This window comes from Pectinatus frisingensis, assembly GCF_014076555.1.
Taxonomy (GTDB): domain Bacteria; phylum Bacillota; class Negativicutes; order Selenomonadales; family Selenomonadaceae; genus Pectinatus; species Pectinatus frisingensis.
On the sequence record NZ_CP045424.1, the window covers coordinates 787945 to 809274 of the forward strand.

Annotated in this window: 19 protein-coding genes; all 19 read left to right on the plus strand. The window is 36.4% G+C overall.

Annotated features, from left to right (window positions below; genetic code table 11):
* Window positions 1-10: 10 nt before the first annotated feature.
* Entirely contained in the window at window positions 11-1945 is a 1935-nt protein-coding gene (locus F8M42_RS03815; protein ID WP_182188037.1) for an ABC-F family ATP-binding cassette domain-containing protein, read from the plus strand.
* Between the two features lie 107 nt (window positions 1946-2052).
* Complete coding sequence (gene recD2 / locus F8M42_RS03820) at window positions 2053-4212, plus strand: SF1B family DNA helicase RecD2 (RefSeq protein ID WP_182188038.1); 2160 nt, start codon at window positions 2053-2055, stop codon at window positions 4210-4212.
* Window positions 4213-4231: 19 nt separating this feature from the next.
* On the plus strand, window positions 4232-4888 hold the full coding sequence (locus tag F8M42_RS03825; RefSeq protein ID WP_182188039.1) for a ComF family protein: 657 nt from the start codon (window positions 4232-4234) through the stop codon (window positions 4886-4888).
* Between the two features lie 60 nt (window positions 4889-4948).
* The gene (locus F8M42_RS03830) at window positions 4949-5350 is read left to right on the plus strand and encodes a flagellar protein (protein WP_182188040.1); all 402 of its coding nucleotides are present in this window, start codon (window positions 4949-4951) and stop codon (window positions 5348-5350) included.
* Between the two features lie 159 nt (window positions 5351-5509).
* Window positions 5510-5794, plus strand: a complete 285-nt coding sequence (flgM, locus tag F8M42_RS03835) for a flagellar biosynthesis anti-sigma factor FlgM (RefSeq protein ID WP_182188041.1) — start codon at window positions 5510-5512, stop codon at window positions 5792-5794.
* Window positions 5795-5819: 25 nt separating this feature from the next.
* Window positions 5820-6305 (plus strand): flagellar protein FlgN, encoded by a 486-nt coding sequence (locus tag F8M42_RS03840; protein WP_182188042.1) that lies wholly within the window; start codon window positions 5820-5822, stop codon window positions 6303-6305.
* Between the two features lie 7 nt (window positions 6306-6312).
* Window positions 6313-6756, plus strand: a complete 444-nt coding sequence (gene flgN / locus F8M42_RS03845) for a flagellar export chaperone FlgN (RefSeq protein WP_182188043.1) — start codon at window positions 6313-6315, stop codon at window positions 6754-6756.
* Window positions 6757-6770: 14 nt separating this feature from the next.
* Window positions 6771-8495: a flagellar hook-associated protein FlgK gene (gene flgK / locus F8M42_RS03850; protein ID WP_182188044.1), complete on the plus strand. Its 1725-nt coding sequence runs from the start codon at window positions 6771-6773 to the stop codon at window positions 8493-8495.
* 7 nt (window positions 8496-8502) lie between these two features.
* Window positions 8503-9963: a flagellin N-terminal helical domain-containing protein gene (locus F8M42_RS03855; protein WP_182188045.1), complete on the plus strand. Its 1461-nt coding sequence runs from the start codon at window positions 8503-8505 to the stop codon at window positions 9961-9963.
* 36 nt (window positions 9964-9999) lie between these two features.
* The gene (locus F8M42_RS03860; RefSeq protein WP_182188046.1) at window positions 10000-10560 is read left to right on the plus strand and encodes a DUF6470 family protein; all 561 of its coding nucleotides are present in this window, start codon (window positions 10000-10002) and stop codon (window positions 10558-10560) included.
* Between the two features lie 14 nt (window positions 10561-10574).
* Window positions 10575-11027, plus strand: coding sequence for a flagellar assembly protein FliW (fliW, locus tag F8M42_RS03865; RefSeq protein ID WP_182188047.1), 453 nt, complete (start codon window positions 10575-10577; stop codon window positions 11025-11027).
* Window positions 11027-11266, plus strand: a complete 240-nt coding sequence (gene csrA / locus F8M42_RS03870; protein WP_182188048.1) for a carbon storage regulator CsrA — start codon at window positions 11027-11029, stop codon at window positions 11264-11266. The genes fliW and csrA overlap by 1 nt, the downstream gene beginning before the upstream one ends.
* Before the next feature lie 55 nt (window positions 11267-11321).
* Entirely contained in the window at window positions 11322-11720 is a 399-nt protein-coding gene (locus tag F8M42_RS03875; protein ID WP_182188049.1) for a flagellar protein FlaG, read from the plus strand.
* Between the two features lie 18 nt (window positions 11721-11738).
* Window positions 11739-13586, plus strand: a complete 1848-nt coding sequence (gene fliD / locus F8M42_RS03880) for a flagellar filament capping protein FliD (protein ID WP_182188050.1) — start codon at window positions 11739-11741, stop codon at window positions 13584-13586.
* Between the two features lie 28 nt (window positions 13587-13614).
* Window positions 13615-13998, plus strand: coding sequence for a flagellar export chaperone FliS (gene fliS, locus F8M42_RS03885; RefSeq protein WP_182188051.1), 384 nt, complete (start codon window positions 13615-13617; stop codon window positions 13996-13998).
* Between the two features lie 160 nt (window positions 13999-14158).
* Window positions 14159-14497, plus strand: a complete 339-nt coding sequence (locus tag F8M42_RS03890) for a hypothetical protein (RefSeq protein ID WP_182188052.1) — start codon at window positions 14159-14161, stop codon at window positions 14495-14497.
* 148 nt (window positions 14498-14645) lie between these two features.
* Window positions 14646-15992, plus strand: coding sequence for a flagellin N-terminal helical domain-containing protein (locus tag F8M42_RS03895; protein WP_182188053.1), 1347 nt, complete (start codon window positions 14646-14648; stop codon window positions 15990-15992).
* A 133-nt stretch (window positions 15993-16125) separates the two neighbouring features.
* Window positions 16126-18963, plus strand: a complete 2838-nt coding sequence (locus tag F8M42_RS03900) for a glycosyltransferase family 2 protein (RefSeq protein WP_182188054.1) — start codon at window positions 16126-16128, stop codon at window positions 18961-18963.
* Window positions 18957-21293: a glycosyltransferase family 2 protein gene (locus tag F8M42_RS03905; protein ID WP_182188055.1), complete on the plus strand. Its 2337-nt coding sequence runs from the start codon at window positions 18957-18959 to the stop codon at window positions 21291-21293. The genes F8M42_RS03900 and F8M42_RS03905 overlap by 7 nt, the downstream gene beginning before the upstream one ends.
* The last annotated feature ends 37 nt before the right edge of the window (window positions 21294-21330 follow it).

The following is a 21330-nucleotide window of genomic DNA, read 5'->3' on the forward strand; positions in this document are numbered from 1 at the left end:
GATATAAAAATTGAGCACATTACATATACAAGATCTGGCGAAGGCATTTGGTATAAGACAACTATTTAATGACGTGACATTTGACATTGACAAAGGTGACAAAATTGGCCTTATCGGTGCCAACGGTGTTGGTAAAACAACACTTCTTAACTGCATCATGGGGATAGAAGACTATGATGGCGGTATTATTAAACTGGATCCGGCTGACCGAATAGGGTATGTTCAGCAGCAGGCTGAATTTACCGGTGCAACGCTATATGATGAATTCCTTACTGCTTTTGAAGATGTGTTATTATTGGGCGGCAGGAAAAGTCAATTGGAAAAAGCTATTGATACGGCGGCGCAGACAAATACATCGCTTGATGATGTAGTACGTGAATATGCGAAAGTCGCTGAGGAGTTTGAGCGCCGCGGTGGTTATGAATATGAAAATGATATTCGCCGGATTGCTTTTGGATTAGGTTTTAGTGAAGCCGAACTGCATAAATCGCCGTTGAATTTTTCCGGTGGGCAAAAGACACGTATCTGTCTGGCTAAGGCACTTTTGCGTGAACCGGATTTCCTTTTTCTTGATGAACCTACAAATCATCTTGATATTTCCATGATTGAATGGCTGGAAGATTTTTTGAAGAATTATAAGGGCGGAGTACTGATGATTTCTCATGACCGTTTTTTCCTTGATAAGGTAACTACTTCGATAATGGAACTGGTAAATGGGAAAATAGATAAATATGAGGGTAATTATACCCGGGCTCTGCAGGTGCGTAACGAACGTCGGGCAGCATTGGAATCAGCTTTTATCAAGCAGCAGGAACATATAAAAAAGACAGAAGAATATATTCGGCGTTATAAAGCCGGAATAAAATCAAAACAAGCTCGTGGACGGGAAAAGCAGTTGAATCGTTTGGAAAGAATTATTCTGCCGCCCGATGCCAGCGGTTTTAATTATTTTTTATTTAACCCTCCAGTCGAATGCGCTCAAAAAGTATTGGAAGTCGAAGATGCCGCTTTTTCTTTTGGTACGGAAAATGTATTTAGAAATATTTCACTGACAGTAAGAAAAGGCGACGGGGCTGCATTGGTAGGACCAAATGGAGTGGGCAAGACCACGCTGTTAAAGTTGGTAGTCGGTGAGTTAGAGCCTGACAGTGGTCGGATTAAGATTGGCAGCCGGGTAAAAATAGGTTATTTTTCCCAGTATCATGATGAACTTAGCGGGGAAAATAATGTTTTGCGGGAAATAACCGATAATTATGGTGTTACTGATGAGCAGGCCCGAAATTACCTGGGAACTTTTCTATTTAGAAGTGATGATGTCTACAAAATAGTAGCTGATTTATCAGGCGGAGAAAAATCGCGACTGGCATTGTTAAAGCTCATGATGGATGGGGCAAATTTTATAATTCTCGATGAACCTACCAACCATCTTGATATACCAGCCCGTGAGGCAGTGGAGAAAGCATTGATGTCTTTTCCAGGAACTTTTTTAGTCGTGTCGCATGATCGTTATTTTTTAGATAAAGTAACTAATTGTACTTATGAGATGGAAAATGGCAGCTTGACGCAATATGATGGGAATTATAGTTATTATCGTTTAAAAAAAAGCGAAAATATTAGGGCAATGGATATCGATAATGGGAAGATATTAAAAAACGCTAAATCAGCTAAAAGCAATAATAAAAAAAATACAGAAAAAATTAAGACCGGTGTAAAAGAAAATCATAGTATTGCTTTTGCCAGTGAAGATAAAAAACAACAGCTGCAGCAGCGTTGTGAAGCGCAGATTGCTATGCTGGAGGTCGAATTAAAGGGACTGGAACGAGAAATGAATGATCCGCTGAAACAGCAGGACCTTCAGGAAAGTCAGAAAATAGCGCGTGACTACGCAGCCAAGCAGCAGGAAATAGATGCAAAATACCAGGAATGGGATAAGCTGCTGGAATGATATTAAAAAAATGGTATAAATGGTTATCTTTTTATTGTTTTTTCTCTGCACCAAAGAAAAGATAGTACAAAAGGTAGTATAAATATATTATTAATCAGGGAAAAATTATGGAAAAAATTGAGGGCAGTGTTCAATCAGTGATATTTGCCAGTAGTGATGGCAGATTCTGTGTATTTCGCCTGCAGCCGGAACAACAAAATACTTCTATCACCGCTACGGTAAACGCTCCGGCACCATTAATCGGGCAAAATGTATGTGTGGAGGGAGAATGGGTAAGCCATCCGCGATTTGGACAACAGTTTAAAGCCTGCAGGATAACGGTATCGGCACCAAGCAGCGCTGATGGGATAGAACGTTTTTTGGCATCGGGAGCTTTAGATGGCATTGGTCCGGTGATGGCTAAGCGAATAATAAATAAGTTTGGCAAGGATACACTGCAGATAATCGAAAACGAACCGGGTCGTTTGTGTGAGATCGGCGGCATTGGCAAAAAGACATTAAAAAAAATTATTGATTCTTATAATGAGCAGGGAGAACTGCGTGATATAATGATCTGGCTTGAAGCGCATGGTGTGTCATCGACTTATGCCGGGCGAGTATTTGATGTTTATGGGTCTTTTGCCATTGAATTAATGGAAAATGATCCATATAGGCTGGCGTCGGATATTGACGGCATTGGATTTTTGACGGCAGATCAGGTAGCCGGCCAACTGGGAATTCAAAAAAACGATGATAACCGCATAACGGCAGGCATTGATTTTTCCCTGCAGCAGATTGCCGGCAACGGACATTGCTGTGTGCCGGAAGAAATGGTTGTTGCCAAGACAGCAAAACTTTTGAATGTTGATGATGAAAATGTTCGATTAAGGCTCAAGGCCGAGATTACTGCCAACCGATTGTATACAGAATATATTGGAGGGGAACAGCTCATTTATCCGGATTATCTTTATTTTGCCGAAAAACAGGTCGCACAAAAACTGCTGGATTTAAATAATAATGCGGATTCGCTGTCATTGGATAGTGCTGCTGAGATTACCACTAAATGGGAGCAAAGCAGCAACATCACATTGGCGCAAAAACAACGTGAATCTATTGATGCGGTACTTCAGCACGGCGTATTTGTGCTGACAGGAGGTCCCGGAACAGGTAAAACCACAGTAATTAGGGGCATCCTTGCCGTATTGCAGCATTTTGGATTACAGATATTACTGGGAGCACCTACCGGCCGAGCTGCCAAACGGTTGACAGAGGCTACAGGGCAAAGAGCCGTAACAATACATCGATTATTGGAAGCGACCGGGATCAATTATGACGATGAAGCAGCTTTTGGCAAGGATAGTGACGAACCCTTGGATGCTGATGTAATAATAATAGATGAGGTGTCAATGGTCGATATTGTACTGATGCAGCATTTTTTGAATGCTGTTCCCACAGGTTGTCGTATTGTTCTGGTGGGGGATGTTGATCAGCTGCCAGCAGTGGGACCGGGTGCTGTTCTTAAAGATATATTGCGGTCGCAGGTGATTTTTTCTTTAAAACTCGATGAAATATTTCGTCAGGCCCAGGAAAGCATGATAATTCATAATGCTCATGCAATCAATGCCGGCAGAATGCCGGATTGTTCTTCAAGCAAGGACTTTATTTTTCAGGAAATTGAAAATGATGAACTTACAGCACAGGAAATAGTCACACTCTGCAAGGATAAATTACCGCAAAATGGTTACAATTCACTCATTGATGTGCAAGTGCTTTCACCGATGCATCGTTTACCATGCGGAGTGAGTAATTTGAATAAACTTTTACAGGCGGCTTTGAATCCGGCGACACGGGATAAAAAAGAATATAAAACAGCGGTTCAGTCTTTTCGTGTCGGGGATAAAGTCATGCAGACAAAAAATAATTATGAAAAAAATGTATTTAACGGAGATATTGGATTTATCAAAGAAATAACAGCGGAAAAAATAGTTGTTAAATATGCCGAGGCAGACGTGGATTACCAGTTGGCTGAATGTAATCAATTGATTTTGGCTTATGCGATGAGCGTGCATAAAAGTCAGGGAAGTGAATATAAAATTGTTATATTGCCATTGACTGCCGGCCATTTTATAATGCTGCAGCGTAATTTATTGTATACGGCAGTGACCAGGGCCAAAGAGAAAGTTATCATATTGGGAACTAAGAAGGCATTGTTTACCGCAGTGCAGAACAATCGTACACAAAAACGCTATACTCTTTTGGCAGAACGATTGGCACATAAAATAACTTGATTTTATGAGGTTTATACAGATGGACATTCTGGATTATATAGCGACATTTTTATACCCGCCGCGTTGTCCTTTATGCCGGCACTATCTGCCGAATATTGGCAGCTGGTGCAGTAAGTGTATGGATAGTACTGTTCAGGCACATGTTGTTGCAATTGATCGATGGGAATATCAAAACTTTAACAGAATTTGGGCATTGGGAAGATATCACGGAGTGTTGCGCCGATTGATAATACAGCTTAAATATGGCGGACGGAAAAGCACGCTGCCATATTTAGGCAGCTTTATTGAGACAGCAATAAAAAATATTGAACTGCCCGAAGACATCGATATTGTTATCTGCGTTCCACTGCACCAAAAAAGGTTAAAAGAGCGCGGGTTCAATCAGACGGAACTGATTTTTAAAAAATGGCTTGCAAAAAAGCATTTTAAATGTGAAAATAACTTAAAGAGAATATTTTTTACACAAGCACAATATAAATTGCGTCGGCAGGAACGCTTAAAAAATCTGCAGAATGCTTTTTCACTAAAAGAAGGAATGACAGTAAGCGGGAAGAATTGTCTGCTGCTGGATGATATATATACGACCGGTGCCACGCTGTCAGCTTGTGCCAAGGTTTTAAAAAGGCATGGTGCGGTTAAAATATATGGTCTGGTTCTGGCAACAGATGCTGAATAATAGTTTTTGTTTAATGATATGAAAAATGTTTTAGAGAGACATTATCCTGGAGGTAGTAATATGGCTAACAAAATGAGAAATTGTCCGGAATGCGGCAGGCTGTTTATTGATACAGGGGCAGGGATGTGTAGTGATTGTGTTGCTGAAGAGGAAAAAAAAGAACTTGTCGTCAGCAGTTATCTTAGAGATAATCCGGGCAGTACTATCAGACAGATATATGAAGCCACAGGAATAAAAGAAAAAACAATAATGAGGATGATACGGGCCGGTCGGTTTATCGGCAAGGGTTCAATAACCTATCCTTGTGAAAGATGCGGCGAACTTATCAGCGAAGGCCGTTATTGTGTTAAATGCACTCAGGAATTACAAAATGATATTAAAAAAATGAGTGATGTTATGAATAAAAAACAGCAAAAAATTCGTGACTCAAAACTTGACAGTCGTGGTATGTATTCAAAATAAATACTTATGACCATTAACCTGCGAAAATTAAAGAAAACGAATGATTTGCTTAGAAAATATAGAAAAAATAACTAAAAACGCTATTTAATTGAATTATTGCAATCACCGATATTCTGTTTAGCAGGCAGTATCGGTAATTTTTTTAAGGAGGGGTGCATAATGATTTCTAATAGCGGTCATATTCAGTCAATTACCGGCATATATTTAAACGGTATTGATAAGACAGCTGCAAAACCGCGAAACAATATTGACATCAACAAAACTGATGACGGCGATAAAATTGTTTTGTCAAATGAAAGCCAGGAATTTTCTTCATATTTGAATAAACTTAGATCCATGCCGGATGTTCGGATGGATAAAGTTAATTTTTTCAGTGCCCAGATAAATAATAATGATTATAAAATTGATTCCCAAAAGATTGCCGGGAAAATTTTAAATGGCTAACTTAAGATAAATAGAGGATAATATTATGTGGCAGGAATTAATAAATGTATTGCTGAAACTTATAGAAACATATGATAATCTTTTTATTCTCAATGAAAATAAACGCAAAGCTATAGTAGAAATAGATATGCATAATTTGGATAAAATTGTGAATGAAGAACAAAAGATAGTGAATAAAATTGTTTTTATTGAAGCTGAACGCAGGGGCATTTTGAAAAAAATGGCTGAAAAAGATCCTTTGATAAATCAATTATCGAACAGTAAGACATTAACAGCATTTTGCCCGCAGGAATATAAGGAAAAGTTTTCAATTGCAAATACGAAATTATCAATGTCCGTGAAAAAGGTAACTGATATAAATGATGCTAACCGATTGCTGATGAGGGGAGCATTGACGGCAATAAATTTGAATATAAATTCAATATCACAATTAAAAGCTGATCCTAATTATAAGGGAAATGGGAATCAAGGTTTTTCTCCGCACAGAGAAGAACTGGGTTTTAAGGTTTAAAAGTGTTATGACAAAATTAATAGATATATTAAAAAAACAAGTGGAAAAGTATGAAGCTTTAAAAAAGAATATGGAAATGCAAAAAAAATTATTAATAGAGAAAAATGTAAATAATAAACTTTTCCATACGACAACCTGCAATCTGGAACAATTAATGAACGAAATAAAATTATTAGAAAGAACTAAGCAAAACATTCTGCAGTCAAATACCACAATATCAGATAATGAACAACTTGAAGTTGATGAAATTACAAAAAAAGTATGGGAACAAGCTAAATCAATAAAAAAAATAAATGAATGCAATAAATTGCTTTTGAAGAATAAAATGGAATGCATTCAGTTTAATATTAATGTATTAACTAAAACTACGGCTAATGTACCATATCAATCACATGGTGATATGTCTGATAAAGGTATAAATAAAATAAAGATGTTTGATGAAAGTATATAAAAAGGAGAGGCAAAATGCGGACAACATTTTCTGGATTGAATACAGTATTTAGTGGACTCCAGGCACATCAGCTGGGACTGGATACTGTTGGACAGAATTTAAGCAATGATAGTACTGAAGGCTATTCCCGGCAAAGTGTGAATTTGGTTGCGACAGCACCCTTGACACAAAATACTCTCTATGGAACAGGCTATGTGGGCAGTGGAGTGACAGCTGCTTCTATAACGAGGGCCCGGGACATATTTGCCGATAAGAATTATTGGAAAGAAAATGCCACAAATTCTTACTACACACAGTGTCAAAATAATTATACAGTGGTTGAAAATGTTTTTAATGATTCTGAAGTTAACAGTACCGACGTCGGTTTGAAAAGTTCTATAAATAGTTTTTGGTCGGCATGGCAGAAACTGGGTACTGCAGCCAGTACGCCGGCAAATAGAATAAGTGTTCGCGATACGGCTGTTACTATGGCTGATAAAATAAAGACGATGGCATCGGATATGCAGTCGCAGATTTCTACAAATTATGGGCAGCTGCAATCTGATGTCAATAGTGTTAATACGATAACGTCACAGATTGCAGCTCTTAACAAAAACATTGTACAGCTTGAGGCAAATGGTGGTTCGGCAAATGATCTGCGGGATCAACGTGATGAATTGGTGGATAATCTTTCCAAATATTTAAAAGTTAACGTTTCAGAAAAAAGCAACGGAGCATATACCATCAGCTGTGATGGCAGTAATATGGTAGATGAGGGGAGCAGCACTGATCTGGCTTTGCAGGCTGAAAATAATTCAGATTATGGCATCACTGATTATACACTGACTTTTAAAGATACCGGCGCTATCTTTAATCCTAGTGACGGTGAAATCAAAGGAATACAGGATAATGTGGCGACCGATAAATCTTATATGGATAAATTGGCCGATTATTCGGCGTTTTTTCTTACGACATTTAATGCCCAGCATAAAGAAGGCTATGGGATAGATGGTGCCAATAACGGGAATGGGACGACAGATTTAAATTTCTTTGGTGAAACGCAGAACTCATATCAATGGGCTGATGAAAAAAGCAGTGCATCGGAAGGCTATGAGTCAGCCTGCGTAGAAAAAACTGACAGCAGCGGTACAACGGAGAAGCTGCGCGGTATCAATATAATTAATGAACTGACGGTCAATAGTAAAATAACCGGTGACGGAGGAACGGATTATATTGCTGCCAAAGGGGCCAATACGACGACTGATGCTAATGGTAACACATACTACACTGATGCGAATGGCAATCAGGTGACCTATGCTAACAGGATACCGGCTAAAAATGGGACCGCGGGTATTGCCGACGGTTCCAATGCAGTGCTTTTAAGCAGTTTATTTAGTACATCGCTTTCCAATGCTAAAATAACCAGTACGATAAAAACAGCCGCAGGAATGTTGGATTCAAGCGGAAATGCGACGAAATTCAGCTCAACAGAAAACTTATCATTAAATGATTATTATGATAATTCAATGGCGAAACTGGGAGATGATTCTAGTAATGTCGATGATTATGTTACGAAGACAACATCTACCCTTACACAGCTGGATAATGCACGGCAATCAGTTTCTGGTGTCAACTGGAATGAAGAACTTACTAATATGATAAAATTTCAGCAGGGATACTCTGCTTGTACCAGAGTACTCACAACGATGGATCAGATGCTTGATAAATTAATAAACAGTACAGGTGAAGTAGGAAGGTGATGATTAGATGCGTGTAAGCAGTGCAATGATGATTAATAATTATATAAATGCTGTTAATGGTAATTATGCAACCCAGGCTAAGTACGTGGAGCAGAATTCTACACAGCAAAAACTCAATCGTCCGTCTGATGATCCGGTGGATTATGCTAAATATCTCAGCTATACAACAGATGATGTAGAAAATAGTCAATATACTTCGAACGCCCAATCAGCTGTATCGTGGATGACGGCCAGTGATAATGCACTTACTAATATATATCAGCAATTTAAAACTTTTATAGAGCAGACCAATCAGGCGGCAAATGGAACTAATCAAACATTTGACGGCAGTTCGACAGCTACACAATTGCTCAGCATATTACAGGAAACAGTCAGCCAGGCTAATAGTGATCAAGGTGGCAGATATCTGTTTTCGGGGCAGTCGGATAAGACACAGCCGTTTACTATGTCAACCGATAAGGTCCAGCGCGGCCTTACAAAGACACTCGATGAAAATCAATCGGCATTTTTTGGCAAAACTGTGAGCATAGGCGGGGTCACTACAAAAGTTGACGGCGGAACACAAGTCAATGGAATGGATCAAATGTTGAGCCTTAAGGGCAGTGACGGTAATGATTATTATCTGGATCCCAGCACAGGATATGTTTTCAGTAAGGATTTTGTCCAAAGTGGGTATAAAGATAAAATAAGCGCCGGGCAGACCAGCGTGACGGCTGATGATGCAGTGGGACGAATTACTTTGACCAGTAATTCTACCTTAGCGGATCTGCCGAAAACTGCTGCCGATTTGGCTGCGGGAAATTTAAATGCCACGACATATACTGACGAAGGAACTTATGAAAGTCTTACGACAAATGTGCGTAAGGATTTTATAAATAAATATTTTAATACTACCAACGGGGCAATTACCGATGCCGGAAAGGCATTGCAGACAACGGGGCTGTCAGTCAGCGGAACGAGTACGACATTTTCTTTTAACACCGTTGAACAATATGTAGTCAGTTATGCCGGTGACGATAATAAGATATCTATGGTAAAATTAAACGGTGGCGTCGATACAACACGTGACAGTGTTAATGTTACCGGCAGCGATATGTTTGGCGACAGCGATATTTTCGGTGCATCACATGGCACGGCTACATTAAATGATATGCTTACCGTCGTGGCAGAGATGGATAGCGGCAATCAAAACTGGTTGTCAAGCGATGGCATCACCCTTGCCAACAACGCGTCTAACTATCTTAGTGAGGCTCAGACGGGTCTGGCTTCCAGAAGCTCGGCATATAGCGCGGCTGTCACCACTTTAAATGATCAAAACACTGTTATACAGGGTAATATAACTGATGTGAATGGTATAAATGTGGCTGAGGTCGCTACTAAATTGTTGACTGCCCAGACAATATACAATATATCACTGGCCATAAGTAAAAATGTACTTCCTGGAACAATAGCAGATTATTTAAGTTGATATCGACACTTTTAGTATTACGAAGGAACGATGAATATGCTTACTTTAAATATCAGGACGACAGATTTTGCATCACAGATGCATACGGATTGGGGGAAAGCAGATGCAAGTTTTGGACAGCCCAGTGGTAAGGGGGAATATATACAGCCGCAAAACAAGTTAGTAGTCACTTCGGTGGAGGTAAAAATAGATTCATCAGCATGCAGAGAAGCGCTGGGACTGTATACGAATACCAGATGGGCACAAAAATATGGTGCGGAGGGGGAACAAAAACTCGCTGACAACATTGCCCAGACGATGAAAGAAGCCCGTGAAGTTATGAAAAAGGGAGCTAGAAGCAATGCCATCATCAATGTTGAACGTCAGCATCTGCTCCCTGAGCAAAAGCAGTTTAAAATAGCTTCAATGCCATCTGCCAAAATAACAGTTACCCCTTCTGAAATCAAAGGGGTAATTGATCCCGGCAGTGATATGATTGAATCTGTCCCTGGAAAATATCATCTTGATTATAGCCCGGCCAGTGTGGACATATCTGTAAATAGTTATTCATCGGTAAAGATGTGGACCACCGGAAATAAATATAGCATCTATGCTTAGTGGAGGCAGTAAATGTGAGAAGCATTAGTACCGTTAGATTCGGTAATATAAAGATTGATGAGACTAAAATAATAAAATTTTCTCATGGTATACCATCTTTTGAAGATGAACATGAATTTGTTATTATTCCCTATAGTGAAGAAAGTCCGTTTTTGTTTCTTCAGTCAATGAGTACAGCACGGCTGGCTTTTTTGATGGTAAATCCATTTATGTTTTTTAATGACTATGAGTTTGTTGTAAACGATGATGTAATGAATGAACTTCAGATAAAAAAACGGGAAGACATATTGATTTTTTCGCTTTTGACAATACCAAATAAAGATATAAAAATGACAACGGCGAATCTTTTAGCACCAATTATAATAAACCAGAGTAATTATGAGGGGCTGCAGTTGATTTTAGAAAATACAAATTATACTACTAAACATTTGTTGGTAGAGAAAAAAAATGTGGAGGATGATGAATAATGTTAGTACTTACGCGTCATCCGGGTCAATATATAACGATAGGCGACGATATCGTCATCCATATTTCAGATGTACAGGGTGCTAATGTCCGTATGGCAATAGATGCTCCACGGAATATAAAAATATATCGTGGAGAGATTTATGAAGCAATAATCGAAGAAAATAAAAAATCAGCGACACAGCCTGACAATATAGATTTGAATCAATTAATGCCGTCAAAGGATGATAAAAAAGATTGAAATTGGGATAAATTTGTAATTAAGGACAGCAGGATTCTTCAGGGAGGGAGTAATCATGATTAATAATTTATCGAATATCAATTTATCTAATGGTCAAGTGGAGAAAAATGATAATTCCTTGAGTCTAAGTGAACCGGCAGCAAGTGGCTCTTCTGATATGACAGCGGGAAATACTTTACCGAAAAATGCTGCGGCAGCTGGCAGTGAAAAATCAGCGTCAGATAATTTATCTGACGAAAGTGTGAAAAGTATGACCGAGAAGCTCAATAAAATGACAAAGGACATGAATCTTCAGCTTGAATTTGTCTGGTATAAACAATTGGATCGCTTGGGAGTGAAAATGGTTGATATTAATACCAATAAGACGATTAAATCATTTCCCCCTGAGGAAATCATGAATGCCCTTGTTCGGACTAAAGAATGGGTCGGAAAATTTTTGGACAAAGAAATATGATAACAGGAGATGACTATTATGGGAGTAAATGGTATATATGGTCTGGCATCGGGACTGGATATTGATTCACTTGTCACCCAGGCAATGAAGGGGAAACAGACGCAGTATGATTCCATTTATAAAAAAGAACAAAAGGCTGAATGGATGAAAGATGCATATAATACATGGTATAAGAAACTCATTGATTTTCAAAATAATACCCTTTATAAGTATGCTCTGTCCAGCGGTATGGATCCTAAAACGGCATCAAGTTCAGATACCAGTGTCGTAACAGCGACAGCCGGTGGTGCTGCGGCTTCGCTTTCCCATCAGGTATCGGTAAACAGCCTGGCGTCAAATGCATATTTGAAGAGTACCGGTACAGTGACAAGAAATACATCTGATTCGACAAGTATTAAACTATCTGACATTATAGGAATGTCAAATGTAAAGCTTACATCATCTACTGCCGATACAGCAGCAAAAGATACCCTTACTTTTACGCTGAATGGGCAAAATGTCACCTTGACCGGATCGCAGATGGATGAGACAGCTGTCAGTTTCACTGTCCGTGACGGTACAAATGTGACTAATACAGACAATAGTACTCAGACAAAGAACTATAAAACGATTTCCTATACTTACAGAGATTTGGCTGAGTCTACGTTGAATGATTTGGGCAATGATATAAGTAACAGCGGGACCAATATATCAGGCCAGTACGATTCTGTGAATGATTCCTTCAGTATTTATAATAAAGCCGGCGGGACGGGTAATATGGTCGATCTGACCGTGGATACGGTGACCAATAACCTTACCGGAGAGAATGTTACATCCAGCAGTAATGATAATACCCGTAAGCTTTTATCTGCGCTTAATTTAGGGGTTTATAATGCTGCCAGCAATACACTGGGAAGCGCTATTAATGCTGGTTCGTCAGCCAGCCCAACAGGTTTTGATGATACGCCGGCTGATGTAGGCAGTATAAATACCGCAGACAGCAGTACTGCTATTGCCGGTACAAACGGCAGTGTTACGATCGATGGCAAGACCTATGACAAAGTCACAGGAACTCAGATCAGCGTGGACGGGGTAACATATAATCTTGTCTCTGCCAATGCTGTTGGCAAAACAGCGACGGTCACAATAGGCAATGACACGGATACTGTCGTAAAAAATGTCCAGCAGTTTGTCACTGATTATAATGCGCTGCTGACCAGCTTGAAAAATGATGCATATACAAGTCCTGATAGCAATTATCAGCCCCTGACCGATGCTGAAAAGAAAACTATGACGACGGACCAGATAACCCAGTGGGAAACAAAAGCTAAAACAGGACTTTTATACAAGGATCCTGCATTATCTGACTTGATTGACAGCATGCGTTCGGCGGTCAATACAAAAATATCTGGGCTAAGCGGCAGCTATACCAGTTTGGCCAGCCTGGGTATTACTGTATCAGCCGATTGGAATCAGGATTCGAGCGGTATGCTGACTTTGGATACAAGCACTCTGCAAAAAGCACTGGCCAGCGATCCTGAGGCAGTGTATAAAGTTTTTGATAATCCGGATTATGATAAAAATGACAGCTCTACATATGGAGTGGTTAAAAGGTTGAATACGGCGCTGTCAACAGCAATTGGCAGTGGATCACTGGGAAGTAATGCTACAGGATTATTGGAAGATGCTGGTACTACTGATTCAAGCAACTATTCTGATCAAAGCTATTGGGGCGATAAGATAACTGATTTAAAGAAGCAGTTAAGTGATTTTCAGGATGCAATGAATAATTACCAGGATAGTTTATATAGCCAATTTGATGCTATGGAAACGGCCATATCAAATTTAAATTCACAATATAGCTTTATATCCAGTTATAGCAGCTAAAAAGGATAGGCACAAGGAGATTATGTAGATGCAAAATGCTTCTTATACTGCTGAAGCATATAAAAGGCAGCAGATTTTGACGGCTAGTCCGGAGATGCTCACACTGATGCTCTATAATGGGGCTGTAAAGTTCATTAATGAAGGAATCAAACATATCGGTGAAGAAGACTGTATAAAGTCCAATAAAGTCCTGATTCGTGCACAGAATATAATAATAGAACTTATGTCATCACTTAATATGGAATATGATATAGCTAAACAGTTGTATCCTATTTATAACTATATATATCGCATTCTGATAGAAGGCAATATGAAAAATGATGCCGATAAATTGGAAGAAGCAAAAAAACTGGTATTGCAGTTACGGGATACTTGGGCTCAGGCGATGAAAAAGGCGCATCAGACCGAGTAAGATATATAGTTATTGATATTTCAGTGGACATTATCGGTATATGCGCAGTTATCGTCGTAGAAAAACGTGAGGATACTGTTGATTTTATCACGAAATAGTTTGTTTTTAGTATTGCAACTTGACAAAATAGGTTATATAATGAATGAAGTTGGAGTATATTATGGAAAACAGTGATGCAAAAGCAGAAGTTTTATGGAAGAAGTTTTATATGGTGACGACGGAGATGTATCGTTTTATCAAGAAAAATGATACGGATATGTTTCTCAGCCTTTTGGATCAGCGTTTGGAACTGCAGAAACAACTAGAGCAGCTTAATAATAAAACTTATCATAAAACGGAAGCCGGTAAGGCATTGATCAGGCAGATCAATCCGCTTAATGTCAGAATTCGTGCTCTGGCGCAGTCCTGGCTGATAAGTCATCGCAATTTAAATAATAAGGTACATTCTTATGATGCAGCGATGTCTTTGTCAGGAAATTTTTTTAACGAAAAACTATAAAAGCTATTAAGTTTGAATTAAAATGACACGATAGTATTATTGAGGTTGGAAATTATATAAGCCGAGCGATCGGCGGCTGTATAATTTTTAATTATATATACCGTTCAGGATGAGCGGAACAAATTAAATTATCAGGGAGGAATTTCTCATGGCTTTAGTAGTAAAAAATAATATGTCAGCACTTAACACGCTGAATATAATGAGTAAAAACAACAAAAATTTGGCAGCTAGTCTGCAGAAGGTATCATCTGGTCAGAAAATCAACAGCGCTGCCGATGATCCGGCAGGATATGCTATTTCTCAGCGCATGCAGACTCAGATTCGTTCACTGAACCAGGATAATGAAAATGCAGCAAATGGTCAGAATATGTTAAAGACAGCAGAAGGTACTGTTTCTTCAACAGTCGATATCTTGAAAACGTTGAAGGAAAAAGTTCTTGATGCTGCCAATGATACCAATACCACATATGATCGTGATACTATTCAGGATTATCTGAACCAGGCAGTTGACCAGATTAACGATAATGCTAATGTAACGTATAATGGCAAGTTGCTGGTTGATGGTTCAATGAATCAAAAAGGTACAGCTGCAACTGTCACATACACTAATGAAAGTTTATCAACAGGTACAGCATTTTCTTCCAGCTTAACAGCTTTACTAGATCGTAATGGCAATTCTCTTAATATTCTTGGCGCAGATCAGGTTACTATATCTTATGTGAGTAACGGTAAGACTATGACAACAAGCTTTAGCGCCAGTGGTGCTACCTTGCAGTCAATTTTCAATGCGTCTTCACAAGCAGATGGTGCATCTGTGACTGGTTTTGGAGATGCCAATTATTTAACTGGCATGGATGCTAATAGTTTTATCGGTCTAAATGCACAAGGTGTATCCGTATATACGGCAGATGGTTCAAGCGTATTGTCGGTTGCTTCGACTAAGGCAGGAGTTGGCGGAAATATATCAGGTTTTACTATCAGCATAACTGGTACAGATGGTAATGTTAAAAAATCAGTTAATAGTGTACTTGATGCTTGGAATGAACAGATTAATGCGCAGGATAAATCAAATGATAATTCGATTACCCTGCAGGTTGGCACTAAAGCTAATCAATCTATCCGTGTAGGTCTTGGAGATATGCGTGCTCGTGCACTTGGACTTCAAGGTGTCTCTGCTGATGGCAGTGTACAAAATCTTGATGTCAGCACACGTAGTAATGCTAATGCTGCTGTTAACGTTCTTGACAATGCAGTACAAAAAGCTCTTAAAGAACAGACCCAGATCGGTTCTGTGGAAAGCCGCTTAGATTATACACAGGATAACTTGACAACGGCCAGTCAGAATGTACAGGCTTCTGAATCAACCATTACTGATGCTAATATGGCTCAGGAAATGACTGAATACACGAAGAACAATATTCTGATGCAGGCTTCACAGGCAATGCTTGCTCAGGCTAACTCGGGTAGTCAGAACATACTGCAGTTGTTGCAATAATGTTTGCCGGTTGTCCTTTGACGGACTTATTAAGACGGATGTTAATTTTAACATCCGTCTTAATTTTTATCTGCTTAATTAAAAGTTGAATAGATAAAAATTAAGATGGATATTAATAGGCAGTGGGGGATATATGTATATATCAGCTTGTGTCATAGTTAAAAATGAAGAAAAAAATATAAAGAGATGGTACAATTCTGTAAAAGACTGCAGCGATGAACAAATAGTTGTGGATACCGGATCTACGGATGGAACGATAGCCATTTTAAAAACATTACCGGTGAAACTTTATTATTATAAATGGCAGAATGACTTTGCCGCTGCAAAAAATTTTGTAATAGATAAGGCTTGCGGAGAGTGGATTCTATTTCTGGATGCAGATGAGTATTTTAGTGAAAATTCCATAGCAAATCTTCGCTCGGAGATTGACCGAATAAGTTATCTTCATCAGGAAGTAAATGCCTGCTTATGCTTGAAAATTAACTTTGATAAAGAAAATTATGAAGAAATCAGTCGTTTCTATGATTTATGTATTTTTCGTAACATTGAAGATTTACGTTACAAGGGAAAAATACATGAACAGTTGTTTAATTGTGATAAATTACCACAAGTGATTAAGAATAATAACCTTGTTATATATCATACAGGATATTCCGGTAATCTTATAAAGGATAAGGCCAGACGCAATCTCGAAATTTTGTTGACAAAATCTTATGCTGAAAATGAAATTATTCCAGTGCATTATATTGCAGAGTGTTATTATGTCTTAGGTGATCTTTGTAAAGCATTGGAATATATTGAAAGATATTTATATCAAAAACAATATAAAGTATTTAATGGTGAAAGTGGTATATGGCGCAATTATATAAATATAATGATATTATTACATAAACCCATTGAGAAAATTTTACCGCTGGTATTCAAGGCAATTAAGAAATTTCCTGATATGGCTGATTTTTATGCATTTGCTGGCTGGTTATATTGGCAGAAAAAAAATTATATATATGCAGGTCGGTGCTTTGTAAAAGCCATTAAAAAATTCGAGACTTATAACGGCATTCAAGAAACATATTTTGCTGCCGATTTACCTAAAGTGAAAAAATATTTAGAACAAATAGATAAATATTATTACAAGAAATTGAAAAAGAGAGATAGAATATTTATATCTGCATGTATTATTGTTAAAAATAATGAAAGAGATATAAAAAGATGGTTTAATTCGGTACAACAACTTAGTGACGAAATTATTGTTGTAGATACAGGTTCAACAGATAATACTGTTAATATTTTAAATGAAAAAAATGTTTCTGTTTATTATTTTCAATGGTGTAATGATTTTGCTGCTGCTAAAAATTTTGCTTTGAATAAAGCCAGGGGAGAGTGGATAGTTTTTCTTGATGCCGATGAATATTTTTCTGATAATGTAAATATTAGAAATAAACTTCTTCAATTAGTTGATCAATCTGTTAATGCTGTTTCATGCAGGATGATTAATATTGACATGGATAATAATAAGAATGAAATAAATCGTTTTATGCAGATACGAATATTTCGTAACTATCAGGGTATATATTACCAAGGGAAAATTCATGAACAGCTTAGGGCGGATAAAATAAGGCTAAATATTATTCAAAGAAAAGATATTGTAATATACCATACTGGATATTCCCAAAATATATATTTGGAGAAGGTTAGGAGAAATTTAAAAATTTTGCAAGAATCTATCAAAAAAGATGGAGAAAATAAATATTATTTCAGATATTTAGGTGATTGTTATTATGCTTTATTAGATTATAAAAAGGCAATCAGGTATTATGAAAAACATTTGGAAAGTAAGATATATTCATTGGGCAATGAAAATGATGTTTATTTTAATTTGATTGATTCGATGATCAAAGAAAAATATTATTATCAAGATATTTTTGCAGTTATAAAAAAAGCCTATAGAAAATTTCCTAATTATCCCGAATTTACGGCACAATGTGCAGCATTAAGTTTTGTTAATAAACATTATGGGGCAGCTAAAAGAGCTTTTGAAAAATCGCTGATTATTTATAAAAAAGAGAGAGAATTATCATCGGATAATTTCACGGCTGTATTGCCAGAAGTATATAGATATTTATCTCAAATATATTTACATGAAAATAATAGAAAACAAGCGTTCCATTTTGCAAATAAAGCTTTACTAATTGACAAATATAATTATAAAGCTTTACGGATTATGTGTAAGTGTTTACAGGAGATAGCTATAAAAGATGCTGTTAAATGTTTGGGACAATATTATGGCAAAAACGTAAAAGACAGGTTATTTGTTTGCCGACAATCATTTTATTCAGGTGCAGAAAAATTATTTATTTATTATAACAAAGTATTATTTAATGAGTTTGGTATTTACTCGGAAAATTGGAGGCTGTGGAATATATTTATGAATGAGAAAAATAAAGATGTTACTTTTGATAAGTTATTAATGCAAGTGGTAGAAAAAGTTCAATTATTGGTTATTTCTTTATTACTTATGAGAGAATTACCAGAAAAATATCATAGTATATTACCAGAGAGTATTTGGCGATGCTTAAGTGGATATTATAATAAAATGAATATAGAAGAAAGCGATTTTGAGGCATATGCAGCATTGTTACCAATAGTTGTTTCGCACACCAATGATGAAGTATTAAAAAAATATATCACTCTTGGGGGAAAATTTGCATTAAATAAACGTTGTCAGATAGCAGATAAATTATGTGAATTAGAAAAATGGCAATATTTAAATCTATTATTGCCTGCAATAATAAAAGAACAATCTGGCAGTAATATAGAATATATATTTAAAATGGGGAAATGTGCTTATTATAATAATAAATTTAACGACGCTGAGCTTTTCTTCAGGCAGGCTTTAGATGCCAATTATAATATTGATGAGTCTTCTGCATATTTAACATGGATTAATGACAGGAGATCGGGAAAATGGTGAAATTGACTGCATGTGTAATTATAAAAAATGAAGAAAAAAATATTATCACATATTTAAAACATATTAGACCAATAGTTGATGAAATTGTTATTGTGGATACAGGATCTACAGATAATACCTTAAATATATTAAAATCACTAAGAATGAAATTTTACCAATATCCTTGGCATGATGATTTTGCTGATGCTAAAAATTTTGCTATAAGCAGGGCAAGTGGGAATTGGATATTATTCCTTGATGCTGATGAGTATTTTGTTAATACTTCTAAGGATAAAATTAAAAAAAATATTGCTGGAATACCCCAAAATACAAAAATTTTCATGTGTAGATTAACTAATATTAATGAACATAGGGAAAATAAAGATACTGTATATGTAGTTAGAGGATTTAGAAATGACCATAAGTTGTGTTACCAAGGAAAAGTTCATGAACAATTGTTTTATGATAATAAAGAAATCACTGATATAGCCGTGATGCCTGATGTAGAAATTTATCATACAGGTTATTTTTCAGAAAATATTACAAGTAAATTACAACGTAATCTGAAAATAATCAACGAAGATATAAAGAATAATGGAGAAAATCCACGATATTACTCCGCATTAGCTGATTGTTACTATGGATTAGGCAATTTTGATAAGGCAATTATTTATGCGGAAAAATTTATTGAATCAGGGTTGAAAGTAATAGGCGGAGAAGAGCAGATTTATTTAACACTCATTTCAGCAATGCGTTTGTCAGGTAAAGAAGAAAAAGACATATTGACAGTACTGAATAGATATAATAAAAAAGATTTATATGTTAAATTGACAGCAGAAAAGAAAAAATTAATGGATGATATATATTATTTTAAGAATGAGAAGAAGAAAGTGTTTTTGTCGGCTTGTGTAATTGTAAAAAATGAAGAAAAAAATATTATTACATATTTGGAGCATATTAAACCGGTAGTTGATGAAATTATTGTCGTTGATACTGGATCAACTGATAAAACTTGCGATATTGCAAAAAAAGAAGGCGCAATAGTATACAAATTTAAATGGTGTGACGACTTTGCGGCAGCTAAAAATTTTGCTATTGATAAAGCAAATGGTAAATGGATAATTTTTCTTGATGCTGATGAATATTTTCCTGAAGAAGATGGGAAAAAAATTGTAAATTATATAAAAAAACATGATTTGGATCTAAATATTGATGCAATAGTTTGCAAATTAATTAATATTGATGCCGATAGAAATAATGAATTTATTGGTAGTTTTTATCAATTACGCGTTTTTCGTAATTCTTCCGATATGAGATATGAGGGAAAAATACATGAGTCATTGCAGGGGGAAAATGGGAAAAATATAAAATTAACTATATTAAAAGATAATATAAATATATATCACACAGGCTATTCGTCATCGGTAATGCAGGAAAAGGCAAAGAGAAATTTAATTCTTTTGAATAAAGAAATAGCTGAAAATGGCGAGAAACCTAAGTATTATGCGTACTTGGCAGATTGTTATTATGGGATGCAGAATTATGAAAAAACACTTTATTATGCTAAAAAATTTATTGCTAGTGGATTAAACATGATTGGGGCGGAAACTAATATATATATGCGTCAGGTCGATGCTTTGATTTTAACTAACCACTCAGATGATGAGGTTATAACTGCTCTGGATTTAGCTATAAATAAATTTCCTGATATACCAGATTTTTTATTTATGAAAAGCCGGTTTTTAATAAAAAAAGCGTATTATGTTGAGGCGGAAAAATGTTTAAGTAAAACTTTTAGACTCTGGCATATGGGAGAAAAACCAGTTACATCATCAGCGATGCCACGATTACTCACTACTTTTTATGAGACGGCAGGAATTTTAGCACAAATAAAAAATAATATCCCTGATGCTATAAATTATTATATTAAATCATTAAAAGAAAATAAGTATAATATAAATTCCTTTAAAAAACTTTATGAAAATATAAAAAAAAGAAATTTGGGAGTAATAATTAGAATTTTAAATAAAATATATGGAACAGAGGAAGAAAATATAAAATTCTTATTAAAAATGTTAGGAAATTATTCCTTGGGAGCAGTGTTTTTATATTATAGCAATGTGGCACAGAAAAAATATTTATCTGATATTTCCATAGAATATGATTTGCTGGCAAAAGAGAAGTATACAGAGATGAATGATATGTTAGTAATTGAGCTGGAAAAAAATTATAAAACATTAATGCTTGAAATTTTAACTGATAACAGTACTAAGAAATATCAGCAAATATATGCGATCTTACCAGATGCATATAGAAAAATACTGGATAGAGCTATTGAGCACTTTAACTAATTTTTAAATAAAGCTGTTAATTATGATTGGTAGGTGA

Excerpts from the sequence above, each read along its gene's own strand:
- fliS (WP_182188051.1), top strand. The coding sequence starts at position 13,615 with ATGCAAAATGCTTCTTATACTGCTGAAGCATATAAAAGGCAGCAGATT.
- F8M42_RS03905 (WP_182188055.1), top strand. The coding sequence starts at position 18,957 with ATGGTGAAATTGACTGCATGTGTAATTATAAAAAATGAAGAAAAAAAT.
- F8M42_RS03860 (WP_182188046.1), top strand. The coding sequence starts at position 10,000 with ATGCTTACTTTAAATATCAGGACGACAGATTTTGCATCACAGATGCAT.
- flgN (WP_182188043.1), top strand. The coding sequence starts at position 6,313 with ATGACAAAATTAATAGATATATTAAAAAAACAAGTGGAAAAGTATGAA.
- flgK (WP_182188044.1), top strand. The coding sequence starts at position 6,771 with ATGCGGACAACATTTTCTGGATTGAATACAGTATTTAGTGGACTCCAG.
- csrA (WP_182188048.1), top strand. The coding sequence starts at position 11,027 with ATGTTAGTACTTACGCGTCATCCGGGTCAATATATAACGATAGGCGAC.
- F8M42_RS03890 (WP_182188052.1), top strand. The coding sequence starts at position 14,159 with ATGGAAAACAGTGATGCAAAAGCAGAAGTTTTATGGAAGAAGTTTTAT.
- F8M42_RS03840 (WP_182188042.1), top strand. The coding sequence starts at position 5,820 with ATGTGGCAGGAATTAATAAATGTATTGCTGAAACTTATAGAAACATAT.
- F8M42_RS03895 (WP_182188053.1), top strand. The coding sequence starts at position 14,646 with ATGGCTTTAGTAGTAAAAAATAATATGTCAGCACTTAACACGCTGAAT.
- fliD (WP_182188050.1), top strand. The coding sequence starts at position 11,739 with ATGGGAGTAAATGGTATATATGGTCTGGCATCGGGACTGGATATTGAT.
- flgM (WP_182188041.1), top strand. The coding sequence starts at position 5,510 with ATGATTTCTAATAGCGGTCATATTCAGTCAATTACCGGCATATATTTA.
- recD2 (WP_182188038.1), top strand. The coding sequence starts at position 2,053 with ATGGAAAAAATTGAGGGCAGTGTTCAATCAGTGATATTTGCCAGTAGT.
- F8M42_RS03900 (WP_182188054.1), top strand. The coding sequence starts at position 16,126 with ATGTATATATCAGCTTGTGTCATAGTTAAAAATGAAGAAAAAAATATA.
- F8M42_RS03830 (WP_182188040.1), top strand. The coding sequence starts at position 4,949 with ATGGCTAACAAAATGAGAAATTGTCCGGAATGCGGCAGGCTGTTTATT.
- F8M42_RS03855 (WP_182188045.1), top strand. The coding sequence starts at position 8,503 with ATGCGTGTAAGCAGTGCAATGATGATTAATAATTATATAAATGCTGTT.
- F8M42_RS03825 (WP_182188039.1), top strand. The coding sequence starts at position 4,232 with ATGGACATTCTGGATTATATAGCGACATTTTTATACCCGCCGCGTTGT.
- F8M42_RS03875 (WP_182188049.1), top strand. The coding sequence starts at position 11,322 with ATGATTAATAATTTATCGAATATCAATTTATCTAATGGTCAAGTGGAG.